This window comes from Bradyrhizobium sp. WSM3983 (assembly GCF_000473045.1).
Taxonomy (GTDB): domain Bacteria; phylum Pseudomonadota; class Alphaproteobacteria; order Rhizobiales; family Xanthobacteraceae; genus Bradyrhizobium.
The window spans coordinates 94,267-120,475 of the sequence record NZ_AXAY01000018.1 but is presented as its reverse complement, the minus strand read 5'-3'; the positions used below and the strand labels follow the sequence as shown (position 1 = coordinate 120,475).

General features: G+C 63.9%; 25 protein-coding genes. 19 read left to right on the top strand and 6 right to left on the bottom strand.

The annotated features are described in order from the left end of the window. Positions 1 to 31 precede the first annotated feature (31 nt). Positions 32 to 364: a PRC-barrel domain-containing protein gene (locus YUA_RS0125040; RefSeq protein WP_027533153.1), complete on the top strand. Its 333-nt coding sequence runs from the start codon at positions 32 to 34 to the stop codon at positions 362 to 364. A 13-nt stretch (positions 365 to 377) separates the two neighbouring features. Here the strand turns inward: YUA_RS0125040 and YUA_RS0125035 are convergent, their stop codons facing one another. From YUA_RS0125035 to YUA_RS0125025, 3 genes are all read right to left on the bottom strand, one after another. Beyond that, the gene (locus YUA_RS0125035; protein WP_027533152.1) at positions 378 to 812 is read right to left on the bottom strand and encodes a VOC family protein; all 435 of its coding nucleotides are present in this window, start codon (positions 810 to 812) and stop codon (positions 378 to 380) included. A 170-nt stretch (positions 813 to 982) separates the two neighbouring features. Continuing rightward, positions 983 to 1,870, bottom strand: coding sequence for an AraC family transcriptional regulator (locus YUA_RS0125030; RefSeq protein WP_245285255.1), 888 nt, complete (start codon positions 1,868 to 1,870; stop codon positions 983 to 985). Between the two features lie 54 nt (positions 1,871 to 1,924). Beyond that, positions 1,925 to 2,833, bottom strand: coding sequence for a helix-turn-helix transcriptional regulator (locus YUA_RS0125025; RefSeq protein WP_027533150.1), 909 nt, complete (start codon positions 2,831 to 2,833; stop codon positions 1,925 to 1,927). A 122-nt stretch (positions 2,834 to 2,955) separates the two neighbouring features. Here YUA_RS0125025 and YUA_RS0125020 point away from each other — a divergent pair, with 122 nt between their 5' ends. The 4 genes from YUA_RS0125020 to boxB all read left to right on the top strand — a co-directional run bounded on the left by YUA_RS0125020 (position 2,956) and on the right by boxB (position 8,802). Beyond that, complete coding sequence (locus YUA_RS0125020) at positions 2,956 to 4,497, top strand: benzoate-CoA ligase family protein (RefSeq protein ID WP_027533149.1); 1,542 nt, start codon at positions 2,956 to 2,958, stop codon at positions 4,495 to 4,497. A gap of 77 nt (positions 4,498 to 4,574) precedes the next feature. After that, on the top strand, positions 4,575 to 5,390 hold the full coding sequence (locus tag YUA_RS0125015) for an alpha/beta fold hydrolase (RefSeq protein WP_027533148.1): 816 nt from the start codon (positions 4,575 to 4,577) through the stop codon (positions 5,388 to 5,390). 125 nt (positions 5,391 to 5,515) lie between these two features. Beyond that, positions 5,516 to 7,204 carry a 2,3-epoxybenzoyl-CoA dihydrolase gene (gene boxC, locus YUA_RS0125010; RefSeq protein WP_027533147.1) on the top strand — a complete coding sequence of 563 codons (1,689 nt, stop codon included), beginning with the start codon at positions 5,516 to 5,518 and terminating at the stop codon, positions 7,202 to 7,204. A gap of 146 nt (positions 7,205 to 7,350) precedes the next feature. Continuing rightward, a complete protein-coding gene (boxB, locus tag YUA_RS0125005) occupies positions 7,351 to 8,802 on the top strand; it encodes a benzoyl-CoA 2,3-epoxidase subunit BoxB (protein WP_027533146.1) in 1,452 nt (483 codons plus the stop codon). A 175-nt stretch (positions 8,803 to 8,977) separates the two neighbouring features. Here boxB and YUA_RS0125000 read toward each other — a convergent pair whose 3' ends face one another. Both YUA_RS0125000 and YUA_RS0124995 read right to left on the bottom strand, forming a co-directional pair. Then, the gene (locus YUA_RS0125000; RefSeq protein ID WP_027533145.1) at positions 8,978 to 9,778 is read right to left on the bottom strand and encodes an SDR family oxidoreductase; all 801 of its coding nucleotides are present in this window, start codon (positions 9,776 to 9,778) and stop codon (positions 8,978 to 8,980) included. A gap of 86 nt (positions 9,779 to 9,864) precedes the next feature. Then, on the bottom strand, positions 9,865 to 10,923 hold the full coding sequence (locus YUA_RS0124995; protein ID WP_027533144.1) for a polysaccharide deacetylase family protein: 1,059 nt from the start codon (positions 10,921 to 10,923) through the stop codon (positions 9,865 to 9,867). A gap of 166 nt (positions 10,924 to 11,089) precedes the next feature. On the opposite strand from YUA_RS0124995, the gene YUA_RS0124990 reads away from it, so the two are divergent. From YUA_RS0124990 to phoB, 12 genes are all read left to right on the top strand, one after another. Beyond that, entirely contained in the window at positions 11,090 to 12,484 is a 1,395-nt protein-coding gene (locus YUA_RS0124990; protein WP_027533143.1) for an OmpA family protein, read from the top strand. A 2-nt stretch (positions 12,485 to 12,486) separates the two neighbouring features. Further along, positions 12,487 to 12,783 carry a hypothetical protein gene (locus tag YUA_RS0124985; RefSeq protein WP_027533142.1) on the top strand — a complete coding sequence of 99 codons (297 nt, stop codon included), beginning with the start codon at positions 12,487 to 12,489 and terminating at the stop codon, positions 12,781 to 12,783. 100 nt (positions 12,784 to 12,883) lie between these two features. Then, complete coding sequence (locus YUA_RS0124980) at positions 12,884 to 13,474, top strand: TetR/AcrR family transcriptional regulator (protein ID WP_027533141.1); 591 nt, start codon at positions 12,884 to 12,886, stop codon at positions 13,472 to 13,474. After that, the gene (locus tag YUA_RS0124975; protein WP_027533140.1) at positions 13,471 to 14,397 is read left to right on the top strand and encodes a haloalkane dehalogenase; all 927 of its coding nucleotides are present in this window, start codon (positions 13,471 to 13,473) and stop codon (positions 14,395 to 14,397) included. Before YUA_RS0124980 ends, YUA_RS0124975 begins: the two co-directional genes overlap by 4 nt. Positions 14,398 to 14,926: 529 nt before the next feature. Further along, positions 14,927 to 15,985 carry a lysylphosphatidylglycerol synthase domain-containing protein gene (locus YUA_RS0124970; protein WP_027533139.1) on the top strand — a complete coding sequence of 353 codons (1,059 nt, stop codon included), beginning with the start codon at positions 14,927 to 14,929 and terminating at the stop codon, positions 15,983 to 15,985. Between the two features lie 36 nt (positions 15,986 to 16,021). Then, positions 16,022 to 17,314 (top strand): ATP-binding protein, encoded by a 1,293-nt coding sequence (locus YUA_RS0124965; RefSeq protein WP_027533138.1) that lies wholly within the window; start codon positions 16,022 to 16,024, stop codon positions 17,312 to 17,314. Between the two features lie 150 nt (positions 17,315 to 17,464). Next, the gene (pstS, locus tag YUA_RS0124960) at positions 17,465 to 18,478 is read left to right on the top strand and encodes a phosphate ABC transporter substrate-binding protein PstS (RefSeq protein WP_027533137.1); all 1,014 of its coding nucleotides are present in this window, start codon (positions 17,465 to 17,467) and stop codon (positions 18,476 to 18,478) included. 148 nt (positions 18,479 to 18,626) lie between these two features. Further along, positions 18,627 to 19,616, top strand: a complete 990-nt coding sequence (gene pstC, locus YUA_RS0124955) for a phosphate ABC transporter permease subunit PstC (RefSeq protein ID WP_027533136.1) — start codon at positions 18,627 to 18,629, stop codon at positions 19,614 to 19,616. 1 nt (position 19,617) lies between these two features. Further along, positions 19,618 to 20,463 carry a phosphate ABC transporter permease PstA gene (gene pstA, locus YUA_RS44980; RefSeq protein WP_035971850.1) on the top strand — a complete coding sequence of 282 codons (846 nt, stop codon included), beginning with the start codon at positions 19,618 to 19,620 and terminating at the stop codon, positions 20,461 to 20,463. Then, positions 20,460 to 21,281 carry a phosphate ABC transporter ATP-binding protein PstB gene (gene pstB, locus YUA_RS0124945; protein WP_027533135.1) on the top strand — a complete coding sequence of 274 codons (822 nt, stop codon included), beginning with the start codon at positions 20,460 to 20,462 and terminating at the stop codon, positions 21,279 to 21,281. Before pstA ends, pstB begins: the two co-directional genes overlap by 4 nt. Before the next feature lie 11 nt (positions 21,282 to 21,292). Beyond that, positions 21,293 to 22,009 carry a phosphate signaling complex protein PhoU gene (phoU, locus tag YUA_RS0124940; protein WP_027533134.1) on the top strand — a complete coding sequence of 239 codons (717 nt, stop codon included), beginning with the start codon at positions 21,293 to 21,295 and terminating at the stop codon, positions 22,007 to 22,009. 31 nt (positions 22,010 to 22,040) lie between these two features. Further along, complete coding sequence (gene phoB, locus YUA_RS0124935) at positions 22,041 to 22,748, top strand: phosphate regulon transcriptional regulator PhoB (RefSeq protein WP_027533133.1); 708 nt, start codon at positions 22,041 to 22,043, stop codon at positions 22,746 to 22,748. A 244-nt stretch (positions 22,749 to 22,992) separates the two neighbouring features. Here phoB and YUA_RS0124930 read toward each other — a convergent pair whose 3' ends face one another. Next, positions 22,993 to 23,505 carry a GcrA family cell cycle regulator gene (locus tag YUA_RS0124930; protein ID WP_027533132.1) on the bottom strand — a complete coding sequence of 171 codons (513 nt, stop codon included), beginning with the start codon at positions 23,503 to 23,505 and terminating at the stop codon, positions 22,993 to 22,995. A 455-nt stretch (positions 23,506 to 23,960) separates the two neighbouring features. Here YUA_RS0124930 and YUA_RS0124925 point away from each other — a divergent pair, with 455 nt between their 5' ends. Both YUA_RS0124925 and argF read left to right on the top strand, forming a co-directional pair. Next, complete coding sequence (locus YUA_RS0124925) at positions 23,961 to 25,163, top strand: aspartate aminotransferase family protein (RefSeq protein ID WP_027533131.1); 1,203 nt, start codon at positions 23,961 to 23,963, stop codon at positions 25,161 to 25,163. After that, positions 25,163 to 26,086: an ornithine carbamoyltransferase gene (gene argF / locus YUA_RS0124920; protein WP_027533130.1), complete on the top strand. Its 924-nt coding sequence runs from the start codon at positions 25,163 to 25,165 to the stop codon at positions 26,084 to 26,086. The genes YUA_RS0124925 and argF overlap by 1 nt, the downstream gene beginning before the upstream one ends. The last annotated feature ends 123 nt before the right edge of the window (positions 26,087 to 26,209 follow it).

The window sequence follows — 26,209 nt, the reverse complement described above, 5'->3', positions numbered from 1 at the left end:
GCGGAAAACACCAGAAATCGAGGAGGACGCCATGCAACACACCATGGTTCCCAGTGATCGCGTCGAGCGCGTCGCCGTTTACGGACGCGACGGCAGCAAGCTCGGCACGATCGAGCGATTGATGCTCGACAAGGTGAGCGGAACGGTCACTTACGCGGTCATCAAGACCGGCGGGCTGCTCGGCACTCGCCATCATTATCCGGTGCAGTGGGGTGCGCTGAAATACGACCCCAGCCATCAGGCCTTCCAGGTCGCGCTGACGCTGGAGGAACTCAGCAGCGGCCCGTGCGAGTTCGACGGTGACGCGTTCGACTGGGGCGACCGCTCGCAGCCCTACCCGCATCCGAACTACTGGTCGGTCTAGTCGGGGGTGCGGCTCAGCCCGGCAGCGGTTCTTCGGCGACCTTGGGCCAATAGGTGCCAAAACTCCAAAGTCCGCCCTCGGGATCGCGGGCCGCGAAATCGCGGCTGCCATACTCGGTGTTGCGCAACTCCATCTCGATTCGAGCGCCGGAGGCTTTGACCTTGTCGTGGAGCGCGTCGGGATCGTCGACCGCAAGATAGACCGCATCGGTCCGTCGCCCGCCGAGATCGCCCACGAGCTTGGTGTACTCGTTGTCCCGATCCTGGCCGAGCATGAGGATCGACGAGCCGAACATCAGCTCGCCGTGGATGACCTTGCCGTCCCTCCGATAGATCACACGTTCGGTGAAGCCGAGCACGTCCTTCAGCCAGGTGATCATGGCCTCGGCGTCCTTGCAACGCATGGTGTGGTAGAGGCGCGGCGCTTCGTTGCCATTCTGCTGGTTCATGAAACTCTCCAGATCGTTTGCGCGACCAAGCTAGCCCAGTTCGCATCGACCGGCTTGAACAAATGGGACCTAGAGCTTCGGTTCTGATTGAATCAGAACCGAAGCTCCAGATTCTTATTTTGACGCGTTTTCTTCACGCGAACCGGCGTCCCACTTCGCTCGAAACCGCTCTATCCGCCGGCGTCGCGCAGCAGGCGTGGGTCTGCGCGTTCCAGCCGCGCAGCCCATCCGGTCGGGGATTCGCCACAAAACACCCGGAAGTCGCGGGCAAGATGCGCCTGGTCGGCATAGCCTGCGTCCGCGGCGATGGCGGCCCAGCCGTCCACGGCCTCGGAGCGGGCGAGCCGGCAGGCGCGGTGAAAGCGCAGCATCTGCGCCAGCATCTTGGGCGCCACGCCGATCTCGTTGTGAAAGCGGCGGGTGAAATGCTTGCGGCTCCAGCCGATGTCGGCGGCGATGTCAGCGATCCGCGCCGAGCCCGCGCTCCGCCACAACATGTCGAGCGCCGAGGCAATTGCCGGCGACGGCTCATGCACGGCCCGACGCAGCACGAAATCTTCCACGATCTCGAATCGCTGCTGCCATCCCGCGGCCTCGGCCACCTGGGCGGCGAGGCTTTCTCCAGCATGCCCCAGAACGTCGTCGAGGCCGACAATGCGCGCGGTCAGATCGGGCACCGCTCCGCCATAGAAGCGGTAGGCCCCGAGCGGGGTGAAATCAACCTGGACGCACTCGGCGCGGCCATCCGACTCGATCAGGACGGGTCCGGGAAAAAGCCCGGCCGCAAAGCTCGGTCGATCGTCTTCACTCTTCGGACGGCGGCCAAGCGCGATGCGGAATGGTGTTCCCAGGTTCACGAGTAAGGGCAACGCGAGCGGCGCCGCGTGCCGGAAGCCGGCCAAGCCAAGTCCGCGTTCGCGGTAGAACGATATGCTGGACACCAGATGCGCAAGGTCCGGCGTGGCCGGCCGGCGGATGACATCGGGAACTACGCTTGCGTCCATCGCATGTCTCACTGCTTCGGCGCGTAACATAGCGATGCGGGCGCGCGTGACCAAGGGCACGCAGCGCAACGCCGCTTCAGCGATCCCGACGAGGCGAGAGCAATTGCCCTACAACGCCACGCTGCGCAAGCCGAAGCTGCGGGCTTCGTTTTGCAGCACCGGGCGCACCGCGTCGATCAGCCGGGCTGCTGCTGCGTCGACCGAAAGTCCCGCGGTATCCACCACCGCTGTCGCGCGCGAATACAGCGGCTCGCGGCTCAAGAGGATGTTGCGCAGCTCGGCCATTGCGGAGCGGTCATCCGCCATCGGGCGGAGGTCGCCCTGGCGGCGGACGCGGGCCATGTGCTCCTCGGGCTCGGCCTTGAGCCAGATCGTGTAGAACGACGACAGAATCTGGTCGAAGGTCAGCGGTTCCGAGACGATGCCGCCGCCGGTTGCCAGCACCATCAGCTCGTTGCGCGCGAGCAGCTGCTGCAGGGCCGCCTGCTCCATGCGGCGGAAGCCTTCCTGGCCGTAGAGTGCGATGATCTCGGCGACCGAGAGGCCGTTCTGCTGCTCGACCTCCTTGTTAAGCTCGACAAAGCTCCAGCCGATCTTCTTCGCCAGCATCCGCCCAAGCGTGGATTTGCCGGCGCCGCGCAGGCCGATCAGCGCGATGCCGCAGAACGGCGCGCGCCGTGGCGCGGATGCGCTGCCGCCGGCGAGCAGATCTTTGGCTTGCGCGATCTGCGCCGGCGTCGCCTTGCGCAGCAAGTCGCGAAACATCTGCCATTCCGGCGTCGGCTCGGCCGAGGGCAACAGGTCTTCCAGATGCGCGCCCATCGCATCGGAGACGCGGCGCAGCAGCACGATCGAGACATTGCCCTTGCCGCTCTCGAGCTGTGCGATGTAGCGCTCCGAAATTCCTGATACCTTGGCGAGCACTTTGCGCGACATGCCGCGCAGCGCGCGCATGGTGCGCACGCGTTGGCCGAGCTGTTCGAGAAAGCGGGATTCGGCGTCGGGACTGTCGGTCATGAGCCTTCTTTAAACGAGGTCCTGCGGCGCGTTTTAATGAAACATAATGCCTGCTGGCATTGACAGCAAGCTGCCGCAGTGTCTTTCTATGAATTATAATTCTAAATTCAGGGGAGACGACCGTGAGCGAGGGATCCTACAACGCGGTGACCTGGCTGCTCGACCGTAACGTCGAGGAAGGCCGTGGCAACAAGCTCGTCTTCGACGACACCGTCTCGCGCCTGACGTATGGCGAGCTCCAGCAACAGACCTGCCGCGCCGCCAACATGCTGCGCCGGCTCGGCGTCCGTCGCGAGGAGCGCGTCGCGATGATCATGCTGGATACGGTCGATTTTCCGATCGTGTTCCTGGGAGCGATCCGCGCCGGCATCTTGCCGGTGCCGCTCAACACGCTGCTGACCGCGGACCAATACGCCTACATTCTTGCCGACTGCCGCGCCCGCGTGCTCTTCGTGTCCGAGGCGCTCTATCCCGTCATCAGGGACGTCGTCGGCCGCATGCCGGATCTCGAGCATGTCGTTGTCTCCGGCGCCAAGCAGAACGGCCACAAGCAGCTCGCGGAGGAGATCGCGGGCGAGAGCGATCAGTTTATGACCGCCGCGACGCATCCCGACGAGCCGGCATTTTGGCTCTATTCGTCAGGCTCGACCGGTATGCCCAAGGGCGTGCGCCACATCCATTCAAATTTGCAGGCGACCGCCGACACCTATGCGAGCCAGGTGCTCGGCATCCACGAGAACGACGTCGGTCTCTCCGCGGCCAAGCTGTTCTTCGCCTATGGCCTCGGCAACGCGCTGACCTTCCCGATGTCGGTCGGCGCGACGACCATTCTGAACAGTGAGCGACCGACACCGGCGCGCATGTTCGATCTCATGAACCGCTACAATCCGTCGATCTTCTACGGCGTGCCGACGCTGTTCGCGGCGATGCTCAACGACGAGACGATGAAGAGCGAGCGCGGCGGCAAGTCGTTGCGCATCTGCACCTCGGCCGGCGAGGCGCTGCCGGAATCCGTCGGCAATAGCTGGAAATCGCGCTTCGGCGTCGACATTCTCGACGGCGTGGGCTCGACTGAGCTCCTGCACATCTTCCTGTCGAATGCGCCCGGCGACATCAAGTACGGCTCGTCCGGCAAGCCGGTGCCGGGCTATGCGGTGCGGCTCGTTAACGAGGCCGGACAGGATGTGGCTGACGGCGAGGTCGGCGAACTCCTGGTCGATGCGCCCTCGGCCGGCGAGGGCTACTGGAACCAGCGTCACAAGAGCCGCCGCACGTTCGAGGGCCCGTGGACCCGCACCGGTGACAAATATGTTCGCGACGCCGACGGCCGTTACACCTTCTGCGGCCGCGCCGACGACATGTTCAAGGTCTCCGGCATCTGGGTCTCGCCGTTCGAGGTCGAGAGCGCGCTGATCACGCATCCGGCCGTGCTGGAAGCCGCCGTTGTGCCCGAAGCCGATCCGGAAGGGCTGCTGAAGCCAAAGGCCTTCGTCGTGTTGCGCCCGGGCGCGAAGACGACGGACTTGCAGGAGATGCTGAAGGAGCACGTCAAGCAGAAGATCGGCCCGTGGAAATATCCACGCTGGATCGACGTGGTCGATTCGCTGCCGAAGACGGCGACGGGAAAAATCCAGCGCTTCAAATTGCGCGAGGGCGCGAACTGAGAATGCCGGCGGTGGACTCGCTTGCTTATCCTCCCCTGGAGGGGGAGGGTGCAGACGGAGCGACCAGGAATTCGAGCATGACCCTCACCCCCACCGGCTTTCTCAACATCGACTCAGCCAGCCTCGAATACAAATGGCTCGCGCCGTTAGTCCCCGACGCGTCGACCATCGTCATGCTGCATGAAGGCCTCGGCTCCGTCGGCCTGTGGAACGACTTTCCGGAAAAGCTCCAGCAGGCAACCGGCGCCGGCATCTTCGTCTATTCGCGCGCGGGCTATGGCCAGTCGAGCCCGGCGACGCTGCCGCGGCCGTTCGACTACATGCAGCGCGAGGCGCTCGACGTGCTGCCGAAAGTGTTGAATGTGATTGGCTTCAGGCGCGGCCTGTTGCTCGGCCATTCCGACGGCGGCTCGATCGCGGCGATCTATGCCGGCGCGCATCAGGATCATCGCCTGCAAGGCATCGCGCTGATCGCGCCGCATTTCGTCGTCGAGGACATCTCGGTGACATCGATCGCCGCGATCAAGACGACCTATGAGACCACCGACCTCAAGGCAAAGCTCGCGCGCTGGCACAAGGATGTCGATAACGCCTTCTACGGCTGGAACGGTGCCTGGCTCGATCCGAAATTCCGCGACTGGGACATCTCGGAATACCTCGCCTATATCCGCGTCCCCGTCATGGTCGTGCAAGGCGTGGACGACCAATATGGCACACTGCGTCAGGTCGAGATTGCGCAGGAAGAATGTTACTGCCCGGTCGACGTGAAAGTCATTTCAGGCGCGGGGCATTCCCCGCACCGTGACGCGCCCGCGGCGACGCTTGACGCGATCGAACAATTCGCAAGGGCAGCCCTGCGCGACGATCGGGGACTGCAGGGACGCGCCACGTGAGCTTGCGGCCGTCCCAATCTTCATGAAACAAAGTGCATATCGTATCTGGTAATGACTAGACGCGCTCAAAAATATGCACTATTGTGCATCTAACGGTAAAACCAAGACAAGCTCAAGGGTGGCCCATGGCCGGCGAAGATCGGCGCCTCGCAGGCGGCGCGACATTCATCGATTTCCAGACTGAACCGTCCCGCTACAAGCACTGGAAGCTGGCGGTCGACGGTGACGTCGCGACGCTGACCATGGACGTCGACGAGAACGGCGGCCTGTTCGAGGGCTATCTGCTCAAGCTCAATTCCTACGATCTCGGCGTCGACATCGAGCTTGCGGACGTGGTCCAGCGCCTGCGCTTCGAGCACCCCGAGGTGAAGGTCGTGGTGATGCGCTCGGCCAAGAACCGTGTGTTCTGCGCCGGCGCCAACATCCGCATGCTCGCGGGCTCGACCCATGCCCACAAGGTCAACTTCTGCAAGTTCACTAACGAGACCCGCAACGGCATGGAGGATTCTAGCGAGAATTCCGGCCAGCGCTTCATCACGGTCGTGAACGGCTCCGCCGCCGGCGGTGGCTATGAGCTGGCGCTCGCGACCGACCACATCATCCTCGCTGACGACGGCGCGTCGGCTGTCGCGCTGCCCGAAGTGCCGCTGCTCGCAGTGCTGCCGGGCACCGGCGGTCTCACCCGCGTCGTCGACAAGCGCAAAGTGCGCCGCGACCACGCCGATTTCTTCTGCACCATCGAGGAAGGCGTCAAGGGCAAGCGCGCCGTCCAGTGGCGTCTCGTTGACGAGATCGCGCCGAACTCCAAGCTGGAAGCCAGGATCGTCGAGCGTGCCAAGGAGTTCGCGGCGGCGTCGAAGCGCAAGGGCAGCGGCAAGGGCATCGCGCTGACGCCGCTCAAGCGGATGATCGACGAGACCAGCATTCGCTACGGCTTCGTCACCGTCGATCTCGACCGCACTGCGCGTATCGCTACTATCTCGATCAAGGCGCCGGAGACGGCGCCACCCGCCGACATCGACGGCATGATGACCCAGGGCGCATCGTTCTGGCCACTGCAGGTCGCGCGCGAGCTCGACGACGCCATCCTGCATCTGCGCATAAACGAACTCGAGATCGCGATGCTGGTGTTCAAGAGCCATGGTGATCGCGCCCATGTGCTCGCCAGCGACGCCTTCCTCGAAGCCAACAAGGCGCACTGGCTGGTCAACGAAATCCGCCACTACTGGAAGCGTGTGCTCAAGCGCATCGACGTCACCTCGCGCACGCTGGTGACACTGGTCGAGCCCGGCTCCTGCTTCGCAGGCACGCTCGCCGAGCTCGTCTTCGCCGCCGACCGCTCCTACATGCTGATCGGCACGCGGCAGGGCGACAATCAGCCGCCGCCGTCGATCGAATTGTCGGCGATGAATTTCGGCCCGTATCCGATGAGCCATGGTCTGACGCGGCTTCAGTCGCGCTTCCAGGCTGATCCGGCGGATGTCGAGCGCGCGGAAGCCACCCTCGGCACCGCGCTCGACGCCGAGCAGGCCGAAGAGCTCGGCCTCGTCACCTTCGCGCTCGACGACATCGATTGGGATGACGAGGTCCGCGTGTTCCTCGAGGAGCGTGCCAGCTTCTCGCCCGACAGCCTCACCGGCATGGAAGCGAGCCTCCGCTTCGTCGGTCCCGAGACGATGGAATCAAAAATCTTCTCGCGTCTGACTGCGTGGCAGAACTGGATCTTCCAGCGCCCGAACGCCGTCGGCGAGGAAGGCGCGCTGCGCCGCTACGGCAGCGGGCAGAAGCCGAAATTCGATATGACGCGAGTGTAGCTATCGTGTCCCGGGCGCGGCGCAGCACGAAGTGATGCGACGCAGAACCGGGACCCACAAAGACCGAGCAATAGGTCCCAGCTCAGCAGTGCAGCACTTCGCGCCGCACTGCGTCCGGGACACGAGACGGAGCAAGGAGCACGGCCATGAACATGAACATCATGAACGTCGACTACTCGACCAAGATTCCGAACAACGTGAATCTCGCCGAAGACCGCCAGGTGCTGAAGGCGCTGGAGGGCTGGCATCCCGGCTACATGGATTGGTGGAGCGACATGGGACCAGAAGGTTTCCAGGAATCGCTGGTCTATCTGCGCACCGCTTACTCGGTCGATCCGCGCGGCTGGGCCAAGTTCGACTATGTCCGCATGCCCGATTATCGCTGGGGCATTCTGCTTGCGCCGCAGGAAGAAAATCGCGTCGTTCCCTTCGGTGAGCATTTTGGCGAGCCGGCCTGGCAGGAAGTCCCGGGCGAGTACCGCGCCATGCTGCGCCGCCTGATCGTGATCCAGGGCGACACCGAGCCGGCCTCGGTCGAGCAGCAGCGCCATCTCGGCAAGACCGCGCCCTCGCTCTACGACATGCGCAATCTGTTCCAGGTGAACGTCGAGGAAGGCCGCCATCTCTGGGCGATGGTCTATTTGCTGCAGAAGTATTTTGGCCGCGACGGCCGCGAAGAGGCTGACGATCTGTTGCGCCGCCGTTCCGGCGACGCCGACGCGCCGCGCATGCTCGGCGCTTTCAACGAGGCGACGCCGGACTGGCTGTCCTTCTTCATGTTCACCTACTTCACCGACCGCGACGGCAAGATGCAGCTGCACTCGCTGGCGCAATCGGGCTTCGATCCGCTATCGCGCACCTGCCGCTTCATGCTGACGGAAGAAGCTCACCACATGTTCGTCGGCGAGACCGGTATCACTCGCGTCGTGCAGCGCACTTGTGATGCGATGAAGGAAGCCGGCATCACCGATCCCTCTGACATCGCCAAGGTCCGCGCGCTCGGCGTCATCGATCTTCCGACCATCCAGAAGAAGCTGAACCTGCACTACACGCTGTCTCTTGATCTTTTCGGCTCGGAGGTCTCGACCAACGCGGCCAATGCCTTCAACACCGGCATCAAAGGCCGCTATCACGAGACCCAGATCGACGACGATCACCAGCTCAAGAACGCGACCTATCCCGTGCTCAAGTTCGTCGACGGCGAGATCAAGCTGGTCGACGAGCCGGCACTGACCGCGCTCAACATGCGTCTGCGTGATGATTACAGCCAGGATTGCATCAAGGGCATGCTGCGCTGGAACAAAGTGATCTCGACCGCAGGCTACGACTTCCAGCTGACGCTGCCCAACGTCGCCTTCCACCGTCACATTGGCGAATTCAAGAGCATCCATGCCACGCCGGATGGTCTTTTGATCGACGGTGCGACCTGGGCGAAGCGCAAGGATGATTGGTTGCCCTCGACCGCAGACGGCGACTTCATCACCTCGCTGATGCAGCCCGTCACCGAAAGCGGCAAGTTCGCCTCCTGGATCTCGCCGCCGAAAGTCGGCATCGACAACAAGCCGGGTGATTTCGAGTACGTGAAGATCGAGTCGTAAACGTCAGGATCTGACACTTGCGCACCACGAATGCTGTCATCACCCGCGAAGGCGGGTGATCCAGTATTCCAGAGACGGCGGTGATCGAACGAGAGGCCTCGGCGTGCTGGATGCCCCGGTCGAGCCGGGGCATGACAGCGGAGTGTGGGGTGCGGTCTTTACCGAACCGCGCCTCTTAACCCGCAATCTCCAATCCCGCATTCGCGTACACCACGCCACCATCGACCGCGATGGTGTTGCCGACCACATAGTCGCCCGCGCGCGAGGCGAGGTAGATCGCAACGCCTGCCATGTCCTCGTCGGTGCCGATGCGACGCGCCGGAATGCGCTTGGCGACGTCGTCCGAATGGTCGCGCGCGGCGCGGTTCATGTCGGACTTGAAGGCGCCCGGCGCGATCGCGGTGACGTTGATGTTGTCCTTGATCAGCTTCGTCGCCATGCGCCGCGTCAGGTGGATCACCGCAGCCTTGCTCGCAGCGTAGGAATAGGTCTCGCTCGGATTGACGAAGATGCCGTCGACGGAGGCGATGTTGATGACCTTGGCGGGCCGCTCGTGCGAGGCCGCCGCGCGCAGCGGCTTTGCCAGCGCCTTGGTCAGGAAGAACAGCGATTTGACGTTGAGGTCCATCACCTTGTCCCAGCCGCTTTCGGGGAATTCGTCGAACTCCGCGCCCCAGGCCGCACCTGCGTTGTTGACGAGGATGTCGAGCTTCGGCTCGAGCTTGATGATTTCGGAAGCCAGCTTATCGCAGCCTTCGACGGTCGAGATGTCGATCGGCAGCGCGATGCATTCGCCGTCATATTGCGCCGAGAGTTCTTTGGCGGTTGCTTCGCAGGGACCTGCCTTGCGCGCGGTGATGTAGACCTTCGCAGCTCCTGCACCGAGATAACCGGCGGCGATCATCTTGCCGATGCCGCGCGAGCCGCCGGTCACGAGTGCGATGCGGCCTTTGAGCGAAAACAGATCGTTGGACATGATGCCTCCCTTGGGTTGGCGTCGTTTTGAGCGCCGCGGGGAGGGGAGTCAACTCAGTGTTGTTCCGGCGAAGGCCGGGACAACACTCAAGCCGCAGCCAACCGGCGAAAGCCGTTCCACATCGCGGTCGCGGCGCCCGATGTCAGCACCGGCAGAATGCGCGCGTCCTGGTAGTTGCCGTTGAGCGAGACGCGCGGCAGCGCGGTCATGTGGCCGGCGTTTACGGCGAACAGCATGCCGGGCCGTGTCGTTACCGCGGTCTTGAAGCCGGCGGAAGCGGCGAGCGCGAATTCGCGATCGCCCGCCGCTTCGCGATCGCCATAAGGATAGGCGAGATGTAGTGCCGGGCGTTCCAGCGCGTTCTCGATCCGCGCCCGGCTTACGGCCAGCTCCTGCGCGGCGATCTCCTCGCTCTGCTTGGCGAGATTGCAATGGCTGATGGTGTGAGCGCCGATCGTGACCAGTGGATCGGCCGCGAGCCGTTTCACCTCGTCCCAGGACAGGCAGAGGCTGCGGCACAACGCTTCCATGTCGACACCATGCGCCGTGCAGAGCGCTTCGATCTCGCGCTTCAAATCGTGCTCGCCCGGCAATGCGCGCAGCCAATCGTGTACGCGATCGAACGCCGCCTGTTTTGCGGCTGGCGTGCTCGCATCGAGCCGAATCGCGGAATGGCCGATCTGCACGTCGATCTGCTCGGCCTTGGCGATGACGGCCTCCAGCGCGGCCCACCACAGCCGTCCCGTGCCATCGGCGAAGTCGCTGGCGACATAGATGGTCGCGGGCGCGTCAAATTCGCGCAGCACCGGCAGGGCATGGTCCTGGTTGTCGCGGTAACCGTCGTCGAGGGTGAAGGCGGCAAAGCGGCGGTCGAACCGGCCCTGGACCAGCCGTTCGTGCAGTTCGTCCATGCTGACGATGTCGATCTCGCGCGAGCGCAGATGGCACAGGGTCGCGCGCAGGAAATCGGGGGTGACCTCGAGATGCCGGTTCGGCTGGAACGCACCCTTATGGGCCGGCCGCACATGATGCAGCATGAAAATGGCGCCGACGCCCGACAGCAGCGGGCGCAGTAGATGGTGCGCCCCGCTGAAATAGAGTGCTCCCAGCCCGGCGCGAATGACACTATTACGGAGTTGTTTCATGACCGGCTGGCCGCCCCCTGGGCATTCCGCCTTCAACTTAGGGCGTGACCCTTGAAGAAAAAGTTATTTCAATTGTCCACGTGCGGCCCCTGAAAGAGCCCCATTTCCGGTTTGACAGCCTGCCAAGGGTTTGTTTTGTCTCCGGTTCCAGAGTTCGGGTCGTCGAATGCAGATGCTTTTCAGGTGGGCCAGCAAATGGTGGCCGGGGCTGATTCCCCTGGCCGTCATGTGGGGATTTGCGGCCTGGAATAACACTTTGCCGGTCGAGGCCGACCTGTCGGCCCGCAGCACGGCCGCGCTCAAGGATACCGTCCTGGACAAGACCCGGATCGCGGTCGACGGCCGTGACGTCAGCCTGGCCGCGGATGCCTTCTCCGAGGAGGGGCGCCGCGACGCCGTGGCGACGGTCGAGACGGTTCCCGGCGTCCGGCTGGTCGATGACCAGACCCGCTTGGCTCCCGAAGCCAAACCCTTCGTCTGGAACGCCGAACGTGACGTGGTGCGGGTGACCCTGTCGGGCTCCGCGCCGCTACCGTCGATGAAGGCGCGCCTGACGGAAGCCGCGCGCAAGGAGGCCAGCGGGACCGAGGTCGCCGATCAGATGGGGCTGGCCCGCGGCGCGCCGGCGCGGTTCGAAGCGGCCGCGATGCTGCTGCTCGACCAGATCGGCAAGCTGAAGGACGGCAAGATCACGATAACAGACACCAAGGTCAATCTGTCGGGCATGGCGCGCGACCTCGGCGGCCGCGAGGCGATCGCGGCTGCGTTGAAAAACCTGCCCGAAGGTTTCTCGATCGCCGCCAACGAGATCAAGGCACCGCCTTACATTTTCCAGGCCTACAAGGATCCGGTCGCCGCTACCGTGACGCTGACCGGCTACGTGCCCGACAACAACGTTCACGCCGCGATCGCGACCAGCGCGTCGCGAAAATTCTTCACCGAGAAGGTCGTCGACAATCTCAAGGCCAGCGTCGGTGCGCCCAGCTCCTTCAACACCGCGGTGGTCGCTGCGCTCGGTGCGCTGTCGCGGCTGTCGACCGGCACGCTGGTCGTGTCCGACCGCGAGGTGAAGCTGTCGGGTGATGCGCTGTACGAAGGTGCGGCCAACGACATCCGCGCCGGCCTCGGCAAGGACTTTCCAAAGAACTGGCAGTACAAGCCCGAAATCACCGTGAAGCCCGCGGCGGGGCCGGTCGACGGCACCGTCTGCCAGCAATTGTTCTCGGAGCTCCTGGCCAAGGGCAAGATCCGTTTCGAGTCCAAGCGCGCCGACATCGATCCTGATTCCGCCGGCATTCTTGATCATCTGATCGAGACGGCGCTGCGCTGCCCGACCACCAATATCGAGGTCGCCGGCCACACCGATGCCGACGGCGAGGATGGTTTCAACCAGGCGCTCTCTGAGAAGCGAGCGCGGGCGGTGATCGACTATCTGGTCAAGGCTGGCCTGCCCGCCGACCGCTTCACCGCGGTCGGTTACGGCAGCTCGCAGCCGGTCGCCGGCAACGACACCGACGACGGCAAGGCGCAAAACCGCCGCATCGAATTTCTGGTGAGGTGACGATGCCCTATCTCGTCTCGTTCCATATGGGCTGGCTGATTGGCTCGCTGCTGCTGGGCTTCTGCATGGGCTGGATCTCGGTGGTCCAGCGCGGCAACGGCACCTCGAAAGTCACGGCGCGCTGGCTCGCGGCGCTGGTCACCGGCCTGGTCGCGGCCTCGTTCGCGCATGTGGTCCCGGGTCGCTTCGGCTACTGGCTCGACCTCGGCCTGCTCATGTTCGCCTGCTACCTCGTCGGCTGCACCATCGGTGCATGGCTGCGCTATTGGGTGGTCTCGCGCAGCCAGCCTGCGGCCTGATCTGTCGTCAAAAGGTTCGGTAACCGGCTGACCGGCAAGGAGATTGCCGAGGCAACAAACTGACGCTTGATAATAATACGTACGTACGTATTATTATCGTATGCCAAAGCCCTCACTCAAAGATGCCATCCTCGATGCCGGCCTGAAGGTCATGTTCAGGACCGGCTATCACGGCACCAGTGTGCGCGACGTCACCGCTGCGGCGGGCGCGCCGCAGGGGTCCTTCACCAATCATTTCCGCTCCAAGGAGGCGTTCGCCTCCGAGGTGCTCGACCGCTATTTCGAGGTCACCAGAGGACTGGTCGCCGAGGCCCTCGACGACGCCTCGCTGACGCCGCGGGCGCGACTCAGGCGCTATCTCGACATCATCACCGGCCGACTCGAGGCCGACGGCTACGGCCGCGGCTGCCTGATCGGCGATCTCAGCCTGGAGGCGAGCGGAAGCAGCGAGCTGCTGCGCGCGCGTCTCGCGCAGATCTTTGCCGAATGGCGCACACCGTTCGCCGCCTGCATCAGGGATGCCCAGACGAGCGGCGAGATCGCATCCGACTTCGCGCCAGAGGAGCTTGCCGACTTCCTCCTCGCGTCCTGGCAGGGCGCGATCCTGCGCATGAAGGTCGATCGCAATCCCAAGGCACTCGAGCGTTTCAAGACCATCGCATTCCAAACCGTGTTCAAGGAGCTGACATGACCAAGCAGATTGAGATCCGCAAAGCGTCCGTCCTCGGAAGCAGCATGGCCTATCGCGAGACAGGCGCGGAGGACGCGCCCGTCGCGCTCTTCCTGCACGGCAATCCCACCTCGTCGCACATCTGGCGCAACATATTGCCGCTGGTGTCGCCGGTCGCGCATTGCATCGCGCCCGACCTCATCGGCTTCGGTCAGTCCGACAAGCCCGACATCGCCTATCGCTTTGTCGATCACGTCCGCTATCTCGATGCCTTCATCGAACAGCGCGGCATTACGAGCGCCTATCTCGTCGCGCAAGATTGGGGCACGGCGCTCGCGTTTCATCTTGCCGCGCGGCGGCCGAACCTCGTGCGCGGTCTGGCCTTCATGGAATTCATCCGTCCGATGCCGACCTGGCAGGATTTCCATCACACCGAACGCGCGGAGGAGCAGGACCATGCCGAGGCGGCGCGGGCGGTGTTTCGCAAGTTCAGGACGCCGGGTGAGGGCGAAGCCATGATCCTCGATGCCAATGCGTTCGTTGAACGCGTGCTGCCGGGCGGCATCGTCCGCAAGCTCAGCGACGAGGAGATGGCGCCCTATCGCGCGCCGTTCCCGACACCGGAGAGCCGCCGTCCCGTTCTCATCTTTCCGCGCGAACTGCCGATCGCGAACGAACCCGCTGATGTCTGTGAGGCGCTTCAATTCGCTCAGGCCGCATTGGCCGCATCGTCCTATCCAAAGCTGCTGTTCTCGGGCGAGCCCGGTGCGCTCGTCGCACCGGAGTTTGCAGAGACGTTCGCGGCTTCGTTGAAGCATTGCGCGCACGTTCGGCTTGGGGCGGGATTGCACTTTCTCCAGGAGGATCACCCCGAGGCGATCGGCCGCTCTGTCGCCGGCTGGATCGCCGGCATCGAGGCGATGCGTCCGCAGCTTGCGGCCTGAGCCGGTCGCCCCTCTGACCAGCACGGCCGCCGCCGGCCCAGCGCCGGCGGACGGCCGCGACAGCACCTCTCTGTGATGTCGCGTTGCAACCAACTGTCAAGGCAAATGCCTCAGCCGCGCGATTGCCGCGCGGCTATTTGTGCTGCAGCCCGCCGGCGCGGATCACCCCCCTCTTTCAACAGGCGGGCGCGGCCCATAGATTGATTTCGACTTAAGGCGTGGCGGAACATTGTCCGGTCGAAATCATCAAAACTTCACGGCCCCTGCGCAGGATTGCCATGGAGATTCGCCTCTAGCTTGCCGCCGAAAGCGCCAAACCGTGCATCCTGAACCCGCAAACCTGCCTAAAATATTGAAGGCACGTGATTTTGTTTACATTGGCGAATTCCACTCCGCCCCGAAACGCGCTAGTGGAGGAGTGGGGGGCATGCGCGAGGCCGGAGCCGGCGGTGAGGGTTCGTTGAGTGCCTGTGCGTCGTCCGCCTGTTCGTCGGCCACCCTGGCCGCTGAAGCGTTGTTCGAGGTCTAGATGCTGGAAGCCATACGCAGGGCGATGACGTTGCTGCGCCAGAAGCAAATCCTGCATAAGCTTGGAGTTGTGATCAGCGTCGCGGTCATCGGCATCGCTTGCTATGTGCTCTACCACATGCTGCGCGGCATCGACATGAACGAGGTGATCGAGGCGATCAAGAGCACCGAGCCGCGCCAGATTGCGATGGCAGGGCTGTTCGTCGCCGCGGGCTATTTCACCCTGACCTTCTACGACCTGTTCGCCGTGCGCGCGATCGGCCATTCCCACGTGCCCTATCGCATCAACGCGCTCGCAGCCTTCACCAGCTATTCGATCGGCCACAATGTCGGCGCCAGCGTCTTCACCGGTGGCGCAGTGCGTTACCGCATCTATTCGGCACATGGCCTGAACGCGATCGACGTCGCCAAGATATGCTTCCTCGCCGGCCTTACCTTCTGGCTCGGCAATGCCGCCGTTCTGGGTCTCGGCATCTCCTATCATCCGGAGGCGGCCGCCGCGATCGACCAGCTTCCGCCCTGGCTGAACCGGACGCTGGCGATGATGATCCTCGCGGCTCTCGTCGGTTACGTGGTCTGGGTCTGGACCCAGCCACGGGTGGTCGGACGCGGCCCCTGGACCGTGGTGCTGCCGGGCGGCCCGCTGACCTTGCTCCAGATCGCGATCGGCATCATCGATCTCGGCTTCTGCGCGCTGGCGATGTATGTGCTGGTCCCCGACGAGCCCAATCTCGGCTTCGTCGTCGTTGCGGTCATCTTCGTCTCGGCGACGCTGCTCGGCTTCGCCAGCCATTCGCCCGGCGGGCTCGGGGTGTTCGATGCCGCCATGCTGGTCGGCCTCTGGCAGATGGACCGCGAGGAACTTTTGGGCGGCATGCTGCTGTTCCGGGTCCTCTATTATCTGTCGCCCTTCGTGATCTCTGTAATCTTGCTGACGTTTCGCGAAGTTATCATCGGCGCGCGATCGAAGCGACTGCAGCAGGCGGCGCTCAAGCTCGACCCCGGACCCGCGCCCAAGGCCGCCTATGTGAGAGAGCGCCGCGATAGCAGCGGCGCCTGACTGGCGTAAAACGGCAATAAGGAGAAGCCCGCCCCGATGGCGATCGACGCTCCCTCGTCTCCCACGGTGCAGCCCTGGTCCGACCGGCTGCGGCACTCGACCGTCATCTTGATCGCCGCCGCATTGGCGCTGTCGGTCGTGGTCTCGCTCGGCGAATTGTCGGTGGTGCGGGCGGTGACGGTGTTCCTCTGCATCGCCGCGGCCGCACTGATCCCCTGGCGGCTGCATGATACCGCTGCCTCGCGCGAGGACACTCGCCGCGTCAATCCGGTCGAGAGCGCGGCGGTGGCCGCGGTCGTCGCCGGCATGCCGGATCCGGCTGTGCTGCTCGATCGCGCGGGCCGCGTCATCCATCTCAATGCCGCCGCCGCCCAGCTCGCACCGGCGCTGCGCAAGAACGAGCTCGCCCAGTTCGCGCTGCGCTCGCCGGAGATCATCACGGCGCTGCGCGAGTCCATCGCGACCACCGAGCCGCGGCGCGCGACCTATCTCGACCATGTCCCGGTCGACCGCTGGATGGAGCTGATCATCACCCCGGTGCCGGTGCCGACCAATTTCGGCGGCGCCGACAAATGCATGCTGATGACCTTCCACGACCAGACGCCGCTGCGCCGGGTCGAGGAGATGCGCGCCGACTTCGTCGCCAATGCCAGCCATGAATTGCGCACGCCGCTGGCCGCGCTCTCCGGCTTCATCGACACGCTGCAGGGCCAGGCCAAGGACGATCCCAAGGCGCGCGAGCGCTTCCTCGGCATCATGCACAACCAGGCGACCCGCATGGCGCGCCTGATCGACGATCTCTTGTCGCTGTCGCGGGTGGAACTGTCGGCCCATGTGCGGCCGGACACCCTGGTCGACCTGCTGCCGATCATCCTCCAGGTCGCCGACGGGCTCGAGCCACTGGCGCGCGAGCGCCAGGTCGAGGTCGAGACCCATCTGCCGGAAACGCCGGTCATGATCGCCGGCGATCGCGAGGAACTGCTCCGTCTGTTCGAAAACCTGATCGAGAACGCGCTCAAATATGGCGCCTCCGGCGGGCGCGTCATCGTGTCGCTGACCGCGGCGACGGCCACTGATGGAACTCAGGAAATCCGGGTCCTGGTGCGGGATTTCGGGCCCGGCATCGCGCCCGAGCATCTCCCCCGCCTGACCGAGCGGTTCTATCGAGTTGACGTCGGCGACAGTCGCTCGCAGGGCGGGACGGGGCTGGGATTATCGCTGGTGAAACATATTCTTAACCGTCACCGCGGCCGTCTTTTGATCGAAAGCGTGCCCAAGCAGGGCGCCACTTTCACCGCCTGTTTTCCCCAGGCCAAGACTTTAGTTTAAGCAGGAAAATCGAGCGATTTCAATCGCTTGATTGTGTCATCCGACTGTCACTAAACCTTCGTAAAAGCACAGCCGATCGCTCCTAAAGGGGCGGCGCGGGGAGCGCGATCGGGCGCTGATGGCGCTTCGTTCCCCTGTATGGAGACCAGCATGAATTTCATCAAAATGATCGTCGCTGCCGGCTTGGTCGCCGCATCGACGACGGCGGCATTCGCTGCCGACATCACGGGCGCAGGCGCGACGTTCCCCTTCCCGATCTATTCGAAGTGGGCTGACGCCTACAAGAAGGAGACGGGCAACGGCCTGAACTACCAGTCGATCGGTTCCGGCGGCGGCATCAAGCAGATCCAGGCCAAGACCGTGACCTTCGGCGCCAGCGACGCGCCGCTCAAGGCCGAGCAGCTCGAGAAGGACGGCCTTGCCCAGTGGCCGATGGTGATGGGCGCCATCGTTCCCGTCGTCAACATCGAGGGCGTCAAGGCCGGTGAGATGGTGTTCGACGGCGAGACCCTCGCCAGCATCTATCTCGGCAAGATCACAAAGTGGGACGACGCCGCGATCAAGAAGCTCAATCCGAACGTGAAACTGCCGTCGGACGCGATCACCGTGGTTCGCCGTTCGGATGGTTCGGGCACCACCTTCAACTTCACCAACTATCTCTCCAAGGCCAGCGCGGACTGGAAGAGCAAGGTCGGTGAAGGTACCGCCGTCGAGTGGCCGGTTGGCGTTGGCGCCAAGGGCAACGAAGGCGTCTCGGGCAACATCAGCCAGACCAAGAACTCGATCGGATATGTCGAATACGCCTATGCCAAGCAGAACAAGCTGACCTACACTGGCCTCGTCAACAAGGCCGGCAAGACGGTGCAGCCGACGGTCGAGGCTTTCCAGGCGGCCGCTTCCAACGCCGACTGGGCCAAGGCTCCCGGCTACTACGTCATCCTGACCGACCAGCCCGGTGAAAAGTCCTGGCCGATCACGGCAGCGACCTTCATCCTGATGCACAAGGAGCCGACCGATAAGGCGGCGTCGAAGGAAGCCCTCAAGTTCTTCGCCTGGGCATTCAAGAACGGCGACAAGATGGCTGAGGAACTCGACTATATCCCGATGCCCGAGTCCGTCGTGAAGCTGATCGAGAAGACCTGGTCTGCGGACATCAAGAGCTAAGCTCTTTTCGCCCGACGCAGTGCGGCACCGACTGGCCGCATTGCAGGCCACACGATTTCGGCCCCGGATCAGCGCAACGCTGCATCCGGGGCGCGAGACTGGTGACACAGAACAAGTATCGTTTGTATAGGGGATCGGCGTGGCAGAGATGGCAGTCGAGAGCAATGTAGTTGACGCCGCCGGACCGTATGATCGCGCCAAGGCTTTGAGCGCCTTCAAGCTCGGCGATCTCACCTTCTACTGGATCACGCGTCTCAGCGCGATCTCCGTGCTGCTGATCCTCGGCGGCATCATCATTTCGCTGATCGTCGGTGCCTTCCCGGCGATGAAGGAATACGGCTTTGCGTTCCTGTGGACGCAGCGCTGGGCACCGTCGGCCGATCCGCCCGTGCTCGGCGCGCTCGGGCCGATGTACGGCACGCTCGTCACCTCCTTCATCGCGATGCTGATCGCCATTCCGGTCGGTCTCGGTATTGCGATCTTCCTCACCGAGCTCTGCCCGCAATGGCTGCGCCGCCCGATCGGCATGGCGATCGAGCTGCTCGCCGGCATTCCCTCGATCATCTACGGCATGTGGGGCTTCTTCGTGCTGGGCCCGTTCCTGGCCAACACCTTCCAGCCCTTCATGATCAAGATTTTCGACGGCGTCCCCGTGCTGGGCGCGATCTTTGCCGGCCCGCCGTCCTATCTCAGCCTGTTCAACGCGGCGCTGATCCTCGCGATCATGGTGCTGCCCTTCATCACCTCGATCTCGGTCGACGTGTTCAAGACGGTGCCGCCGGTGCTGAAGGAGGCCGCCTATGGCGTCGGCTGCACCACCTGGGAAGTCGTGCGCAGCGTGGTGATCCCCTACACCCGCGTCGGCATCATCGGCGGCGTCATGCTGGCGCTGGGCCGTGCGCTCGGCGAGACCATGGCGGTGACCTTCATCATCGGCAACTCGTTCCGCATCTCGTCATCGATCTTCGCGCCGGGCACCACCATCTCGGCGGCGATCGCCTCCGAATTCGCCGAGAGCGACGGCCTGCATCAGTCCGGCCTGATCCTGCTCGGCCTGTTGCTGTTCGTGCTGACGTTCTTCGTGCTCGCCGGCGCGCGGCTGATGCTGATGCGGCTGGAAAAGAAGGCGGGGAACTGACATGAACCCGATTTACGCACGCCGCCGCCGCAAGGACATCGTGATCCGCGGGCTTTGCTTCGGTGCCGCCGCCTTCGGCGTCACCTGGCTCGCGCTGATCCTGATCACGCTGCTCTACAACGGCATCGCCGGCCTCAACCTCGATCTGTTCGTCGCGGACACGCCGCCTCCGGGCTCGACTGAAGGCGGCCTGCGCAACGCCATCGTCGGCTCGCTGATCATGACCGTGATCGGCGTCGGCATCGGCGCGCCACTCGGCATGTTCGCTGGCACCTATCTCGCCGAGTACGGCCGCAACGACAAGCTGACCTCGGTGATCCGCTTCATCAATGACATCCTGCTGTCGGCGCCCTCGATCATCATCGGCCTGTTCATCTACGGCGCGGTGGTGGTGCCGATGCGCGGCTTCTCGGCAATCGCAGGCGCGCTCGCGCTCGCCGTCATCGTGATCCCGGTGGTGCTGCGCACGACCGAGGACATGCTGCTGCTGGTGCCGAACGCGCTGCGCGAGGCGGCTTCTGCCCTCGGCCTGCCGCGCTCGCTGGTGATCAAGCGGATCGCCTACCGTGCCGCACGCTCCGGTCTCATCACCGGCGTGCTGCTCGCTACCGCCCGCGTCGCCGGCGAAACCGCGCCGCTGCTCTTCACCGCGCTGTCGAACCAGTTCTTCAGCCTCAGCCTGAACAAGACGATGGCGAACCTGCCGGTCACCATTAACAACTTCGTCCAGAGCCCTTACGCCTACTGGAAGCAGCTCGCCTGGAGCGGCGCGCTGCTGATTACCCTGACCGTGCTTGCCCTGAACATTGGCGCGCGCATTCTTGGCGCCGAGAGGACCGCAAAATGAGTGATCTTTCCGTATCGATGAGCGCAGCCGGTGGACTGCCGCAGGCGCCGGTGCTGCCGGAAGCGCCCGCCAAGGTGACGGTGCGCAACCTCAACTTCTATTACGGCGAGCACCACGCGCTGAAGAACATCAATCTGGTGCTCGGCGCCAACCGCGTCACGGCCTTCATCGGCCCGTCGGGCTGCGGCAAGTCGACCCTGCTGCGCATCTTCAACCGGATGTACGACCTCTATCCGGGCCAGCGCGTCACCGGTCAGCTCATGCTCGACCAGACCAACGTCCTCGACCCCAAGCTCGACCTCAACCTGCTGCGTGCCCGCGTCGGCATGGTGTTCCAGAAGCCGACGCCGTTCCCGATGACGATCTACGAGAACATCGCCTTCGGCATCCGTCTCTATGAGAAGATCTCGAAGTCCGAGATGGACGACCGCGTCGAGAAGGCGCTGCGCGGCGGCGCGCTGTGGAACGAGGTCAAGGACAAGCTCAACGCCTCCGGCCTCTCACTCTCCGGCGGCCAGCAGCAGCGCCTCTGCATCGCCCGCACCGTCGCGGTGCGGCCCGAGGTGATCCTGTTCGACGAGCCCTGCTCGGCGCTCGATCCGATCTCGACCGCGAAGGTCGAGGAGCTGATCCAGGAATTGTCCGAGAACTACACGATCGCGATCGTCACCCACAACATGCAGCAGGCGGCGCGCGTCTCCGACAAGACCGCCTTCATGTATCTCGGCGAGCTGATCGAGTTCGACGACACCAGCAAGATCTTCACGTCGCCGACCGACCGGCGTACGCAGGATTACATCACCGGCCGGTTCGGCTGAGGAGACGGGATATGGGTTCTGAACATACTGCAAAGGCCTTCGACGCCGACCTCCAGGAACTCACCCGGTCGGTCGCGGAAATGGGCGGCCTCGCCGAGCGCATGATCGTCGATTCCGTCGACGCCCTGATCCGTCGCGATGTCGCGCTCGGCCAGCGTGTCGTCACCACCGACGCCGAGATCGACGCGCTCCAAAAGAAAATCGAGGAGCGCGCCGTGCTCACCATCGCGCGCCGCCAGCCGATGGCGGTGGACTTGCGCGAAATCGTCGGCGCCATGCGCGTCGCGACAGATCTCGAGCGGATCGGCGACCTCGCCAAGAACATGGGAAAGCGCGTCGCGGCGCTGGAGACGGATTTCCATCCGTTGAAACTGTTCCGCGGCCTCGAGCACATGACCGACCTCGTGCAGCAGCAGGTCAAGTCGGTGCTGGACGCCTATGCCGCGCATGATCTGCCTGCGGCGATGGCGGTGTGGAAGGGCGACGAGGAAGTTGACGCCATCTGCACCTCGCTGTTCCGCGAGCTCCTCACCTACATGATGGAGGATCCGCGCAACATCTCGTTCTGCATCCATCTGATGTTCTGCGCCAAGAACATCGAGCGGATCGGCGACCACGCCACCAACATTGCCGAGACCGTGTTCTACATGATCGAAGGCCAGGCCATCACCGACAAGCGGCCGAAGGGCGACATGACGACCTTCGCCACGACGGTCCCCAATACCTGAAATATTTGAATCCTTAAGGAGCCACGACCCCATGGGCGCACGCATTATGGTGGTTGAAGACGAGGAAGCTCTGACCGAGCTGCTTCGCTACAACCTCGAAGGCGACGGCTATGACGTCGAGACGGTGATGCGCGGCGACGACGCCGACACCCGCCTCAAGGAGCACATCCCCGATCTGATTGTGCTCGACTGGATGCTGCCCGGCCTGTCCGGTATCGAGCTGTGCCGTCGGCTGCGTGCGCGCTCCGACACCAAGCAGCTGCCGATCATCATGCTCACCGCGCGCGGCGAGGAGAGCGAGCGGGTGAGGGGCCTGGCGACCGGCGCCGACGATTACATCGTCAAGCCGTTCTCGGTGCCCGAGCTCCTGGCGCGGGTGAAGGGTCTGCTCCGGCGCGCAAGCCCCGAACGGCTCGCAACCGTGCTGGCCTTCGGCGACATCGAGCTCGACCGGGAAAAGCGCCGCGTGGCGCGCTCGGGCCGGCCGATCGATCTCGGCCCGACCGAATATCGCCTGCTGGAGTTCTTCCTGGAGCATCCCGGCCGCGTGTTCTCGCGCGAGCAGCTGCTCGACAGCGTCTGGGGCCGCGACATCTACATCGACGAACGTACCGTCGACGTGCATATCGGCCGCCTGCGCAAGCTGCTCAATCTCGGCCGCGAGCAGGACCCGATCCGCACCGTCCGCGGCGCGGGTTACGCGCTTGATGACCGGTTCGCGAAGGCCGAGCAGGCGTAGTTGGTTTAGCGAGCTATTGCTGCAACATCGGTGTCGTCCCGGACAAGCGTAAGCGTAGATCCGGGACCCATAACCACAGGACTTGGTTGTTGTGTGAAAAAGGTAACTCCGAGTCCCCGTAACCACATCTTGCGGTGGTTATGGGTCCCGGATCTGCGCGCGCTTTTGGCGCGCTTGTCCGGGACGACATCGGACGTGTTGAGCCGTCATCATGTAACGGCTGCAATCAGCCAGATCAGCTAACTCACCGCGGTCCCGGCTTTGGTGCCGCACGGCGACGATCCGCTGCCGGCTGATACGCCACCCGCGAGTGCTGCGCGCAGTAGGGCAGCCCGGAGAGCGCCTTGCCGCCGCAGAAGAAGAAATCCGGGCTCGAGGGATCGCCGACCGGCCAATGGCAGGTTGCCTCGTTCAATTCGAGCAGCGACAGCCGCTGGCTCATCGGCACCACGTTGTCGTAGGTGACCGGTTCAGCCTCGACCTCGACCTCGAAGGCCTGCGCCAGCGCAGTGTTGCCGCGCGCGATGGGCCTGCTCACCCGCATCATGTGCTGCGCGGGACGTGCCTTGCGCGGCCGCGGAGCTGCCGAAGACGGGCTCTTGGCGCGGCCGGACAGGCCGAGCCTGTGCACCTTGCCGATCACGGCGTTGCGGGTGACATTTCCAAGCTCAGCGGCGATCTGGCTGGCCGACAGTCCGGCCTCCCAGAGCTTTTTCAGCTGCTCGACGCGATCATCCGACCAGGTCAAAACGGTCATTGCACCCTTTCCTTCGTCGCGCGCCTACCATCCTGGGGCCGCACGACGAATGCCTAAGCCTCGAAAAACCCGTGCCGCCAGAATCCCTTAAGGCTCGCCGGGCGCAATGAGACGCCCGAACGTTTACGCCGGTACATGAGGACTCTTGGGATCAGAACCGCTGCACGAGATGTCGTATCTGACAAACCAAACGCTACAATATGGCGTGACTCACGCGCAAGAGTCCGCCGAGTCGCTTCCACATGTTCCGTGGCGGAAAATCTCGCAAATTCGCCACCGCAAGACTACGGATTCAGCATTTCGCGAGGCTTTCGGGCGGCATTGACACCCGTTTCACCAGGCCTAAGATAGTCATGCGTGCCGCCCTTAAAAGGCGGCACGTTTCGTTTTCAGGCCGGTCAATGGTGCGTTGCGCAATGCACGCTCACACCGTCCGCAACATTCAAGTGACCGTCATGACTAACAGCGCAGCGCCGCATTTGCTCCCCGTTTTCGCCAGGGCCGACATCGGTTTTGAGCGCGGTGAAGGCGTCTGGTTGATCGCGACCAATGGCGATCGCTATCTCGATTTCACCTCGGGTGTGGCGGTGAATGCGCTCGGCCATGCCCATCCCGCGCTGGTCAAGGCGCTGCAGGAGCAGGCGACCAAGCTCTGGCACATGTCGAACCTGTTCCAGAGCCCGGATGGCGAGAAGCTTGCGAACCGGCTCTGCAACGAGAGCTTTGCCGACTTCGTCTTCTTCTGCAATTCCGGCGCTGAAGCGCTGGAGGGCGTGATCAAGCTGGTCCGCCATCATCACTTCTCCAAGGGACATCCGGAGCGCTACCGCATCATCACCTTCGAAGGCGCCTTCCACGGCCGCACGCTGGCGACGCTGGCTGCGACGGGGTCTGCAAAATATCTCGAAGGGTTCGGTCCGCCGATGGACGGTTTCGACCAGATTCCGCATGGCGACATCGAGGCCGTGAAGAAGGCGATCGGTCCGCAGACCGCCGGCATCCTGATCGAGCCGATCCAGGGCGAGGGCGGCGTGCGTTCGGCGACGCCGTCTTTTCTCAAGGCGTTGCGCCAGCTCTGCGACGAGAAGGGTCTGCTGCTTGCGTTCGACGAAGTGCAGACCGGCATGGGCCGCACCGGCGATCTCTTCGCTCATCGACGTACCGGCGTCACGCCTGATGTGATGTCGCTGGCCAAGGCGCTCGGCGGCGGCTTCCCGATCGGCGCAGTGCTCGCGACCGCGGATGCGGCCTCCGGCATGGGGCCCGGCTCGCACGGCTCGACCTTCGGCGGCAATCCGCTGGCGATCTCGGCCGCAAACGCCGTGCTCGATGTCATGCTCAAGCCCGGCTTCTTCGACCACGTGCAGAAGATGTCGCTGCTGCTCAAGCAGAAACTTGCTTCCGTGATCGACCGCCATCCCGATGTCGTCAGCGAAGTCCGCGGCGAGGGACTGCTGATCGGCATCAAGGCCGTGGTGCCGTCGGGTGACCTGGTCGCAGCGCTCCGCAACGAAAAATTGCTCACCGTCGGCGCCGGCGACAATGTCGTGCGCTTCCTGCCGCCCTTGATCGTCACCGAAGCCGAGATCGAGGACAGCGTTGGGCGGCTCGAGCGCGCCTGCACTGCGCTGTCCGGCAACAAGCGGGCGGCAAGCTGATGAGCAAGACGCCAAAACACTTCCTGGACATCAACGAGCTGCCGCTGTCGGAGCTCAAGAGCATGCTCGCGGCGTCCTCCGCCATGAAGGCGAAGCAGAAGGCGCATCAGCCGGTCAGGCCGCTCGAGGGCAAGACGCTGGCGATGATCTTTGAGCGCCCGTCGACCCGCACGCGCGTCTCGTTCGACGTTGCCATGCGCCAGCTCGGCGGCGAGCCCATCATGCTCACCGGTGCTGAGATGCAGCTCGGCCGCGGCGAGACCATTGCCGACACCGCGCGCGTGCTGTCGCGCTATGTCGACGCCATCATGATCCGGATCCTCAATCACGAGGCGCTGCTGGAGCTTGCGGCCTACGCCACCGTGCCCGTGATCAACGGCCTGACGCGGCGCTCGCATCCCTGCCAGGTGATGGCCGACCTCATGACTTACGAAGAGCATCGCGGCCCGATCGAGGGCCGGACGGTGGCCTGGACCGGCGACGACAACAACGTGCTGGCGTCCTGGGCTCATGCGGCCGAGCGCTTCAAGTTCAAGCTGAATGTCGCAACCCCGCCGGAGCTCGCCCCGAAGAAGGTGATGCGCGACTGGATCAAGGCGACCAACGCGCCGATCGTGCTCGGCACCGATGCGGAAGCCGCCGTGAAGGGTGCCGATTGCGTCGTCACCGACACCTGGGTGTCGATGGGCGACAAGGAAGGCGAGCACCGCCACAACGTGCTCAAGACCTATCAGGTCAATTCCAAGCTGATGTCATTGGCCAAACCCGATGCGCTGTTCATGCACTGCCTGCCCGCCCATCGCGGCGAGGAGGTCACCGACGAGGTGATCGACGGCCCGCAATCGGTCGTGTTCGACGAGGCCGAGAACCGCCTCCACGCGCAGAAGGGCATTTTGGCCTGGTGTTTTGACGCGGTGAAGTAGCGGGGCGCGGTGTTGGTGTCGTCCTGGCGAAAGCCAGGACCCATTACCACCGGCTTGCGTTTGGTGAAGATTGGCGATTGCCGGCGTGCGCCACAATTCCTCGCTGGGGTTATGGGTCCTGGC

Excerpts from the sequence above, each read along its gene's own strand:
- YUA_RS0124990 (WP_027533143.1), top strand. The coding sequence starts at position 11,090 with ATGCAGATGCTTTTCAGGTGGGCCAGCAAATGGTGGCCGGGGCTGATT.
- phoB (WP_027533133.1), top strand. The coding sequence starts at position 22,041 with ATGGGCGCACGCATTATGGTGGTTGAAGACGAGGAAGCTCTGACCGAG.
- YUA_RS0124980 (WP_027533141.1), top strand. The coding sequence starts at position 12,884 with ATGCCAAAGCCCTCACTCAAAGATGCCATCCTCGATGCCGGCCTGAAG.
- pstA (WP_035971850.1), top strand. The coding sequence starts at position 19,618 with ATGAACCCGATTTACGCACGCCGCCGCCGCAAGGACATCGTGATCCGC.
- pstS (WP_027533137.1), top strand. The coding sequence starts at position 17,465 with ATGAATTTCATCAAAATGATCGTCGCTGCCGGCTTGGTCGCCGCATCG.
- YUA_RS0125040 (WP_027533153.1), top strand. The coding sequence starts at position 32 with ATGCAACACACCATGGTTCCCAGTGATCGCGTCGAGCGCGTCGCCGTT.
- pstC (WP_027533136.1), top strand. The coding sequence starts at position 18,627 with ATGGCAGTCGAGAGCAATGTAGTTGACGCCGCCGGACCGTATGATCGC.
- phoU (WP_027533134.1), top strand. The coding sequence starts at position 21,293 with ATGGGTTCTGAACATACTGCAAAGGCCTTCGACGCCGACCTCCAGGAA.
- YUA_RS0124930 (WP_027533132.1), bottom strand. The coding sequence starts at position 23,505 with ATGACCGTTTTGACCTGGTCGGATGATCGCGTCGAGCAGCTGAAAAAG.
- YUA_RS0124985 (WP_027533142.1), top strand. The coding sequence starts at position 12,487 with ATGCCCTATCTCGTCTCGTTCCATATGGGCTGGCTGATTGGCTCGCTG.
- YUA_RS0124965 (WP_027533138.1), top strand. The coding sequence starts at position 16,022 with ATGGCGATCGACGCTCCCTCGTCTCCCACGGTGCAGCCCTGGTCCGAC.
- YUA_RS0125025 (WP_027533150.1), bottom strand. The coding sequence starts at position 2,833 with ATGACCGACAGTCCCGACGCCGAATCCCGCTTTCTCGAACAGCTCGGC.
- YUA_RS0124975 (WP_027533140.1), top strand. The coding sequence starts at position 13,471 with ATGACCAAGCAGATTGAGATCCGCAAAGCGTCCGTCCTCGGAAGCAGC.
- YUA_RS0125015 (WP_027533148.1), top strand. The coding sequence starts at position 4,575 with ATGACCCTCACCCCCACCGGCTTTCTCAACATCGACTCAGCCAGCCTC.
- YUA_RS0125000 (WP_027533145.1), bottom strand. The coding sequence starts at position 9,778 with ATGTCCAACGATCTGTTTTCGCTCAAAGGCCGCATCGCACTCGTGACC.
- YUA_RS0125035 (WP_027533152.1), bottom strand. The coding sequence starts at position 812 with ATGAACCAGCAGAATGGCAACGAAGCGCCGCGCCTCTACCACACCATG.
- pstB (WP_027533135.1), top strand. The coding sequence starts at position 20,460 with ATGAGTGATCTTTCCGTATCGATGAGCGCAGCCGGTGGACTGCCGCAG.
- YUA_RS0124925 (WP_027533131.1), top strand. The coding sequence starts at position 23,961 with ATGACTAACAGCGCAGCGCCGCATTTGCTCCCCGTTTTCGCCAGGGCC.
- boxB (WP_027533146.1), top strand. The coding sequence starts at position 7,351 with ATGAACATGAACATCATGAACGTCGACTACTCGACCAAGATTCCGAAC.
- boxC (WP_027533147.1), top strand. The coding sequence starts at position 5,516 with ATGGCCGGCGAAGATCGGCGCCTCGCAGGCGGCGCGACATTCATCGAT.
- argF (WP_027533130.1), top strand. The coding sequence starts at position 25,163 with ATGAGCAAGACGCCAAAACACTTCCTGGACATCAACGAGCTGCCGCTG.
- YUA_RS0124995 (WP_027533144.1), bottom strand. The coding sequence starts at position 10,923 with ATGAAACAACTCCGTAATAGTGTCATTCGCGCCGGGCTGGGAGCACTC.
- YUA_RS0124970 (WP_027533139.1), top strand. The coding sequence starts at position 14,927 with ATGCTGGAAGCCATACGCAGGGCGATGACGTTGCTGCGCCAGAAGCAA.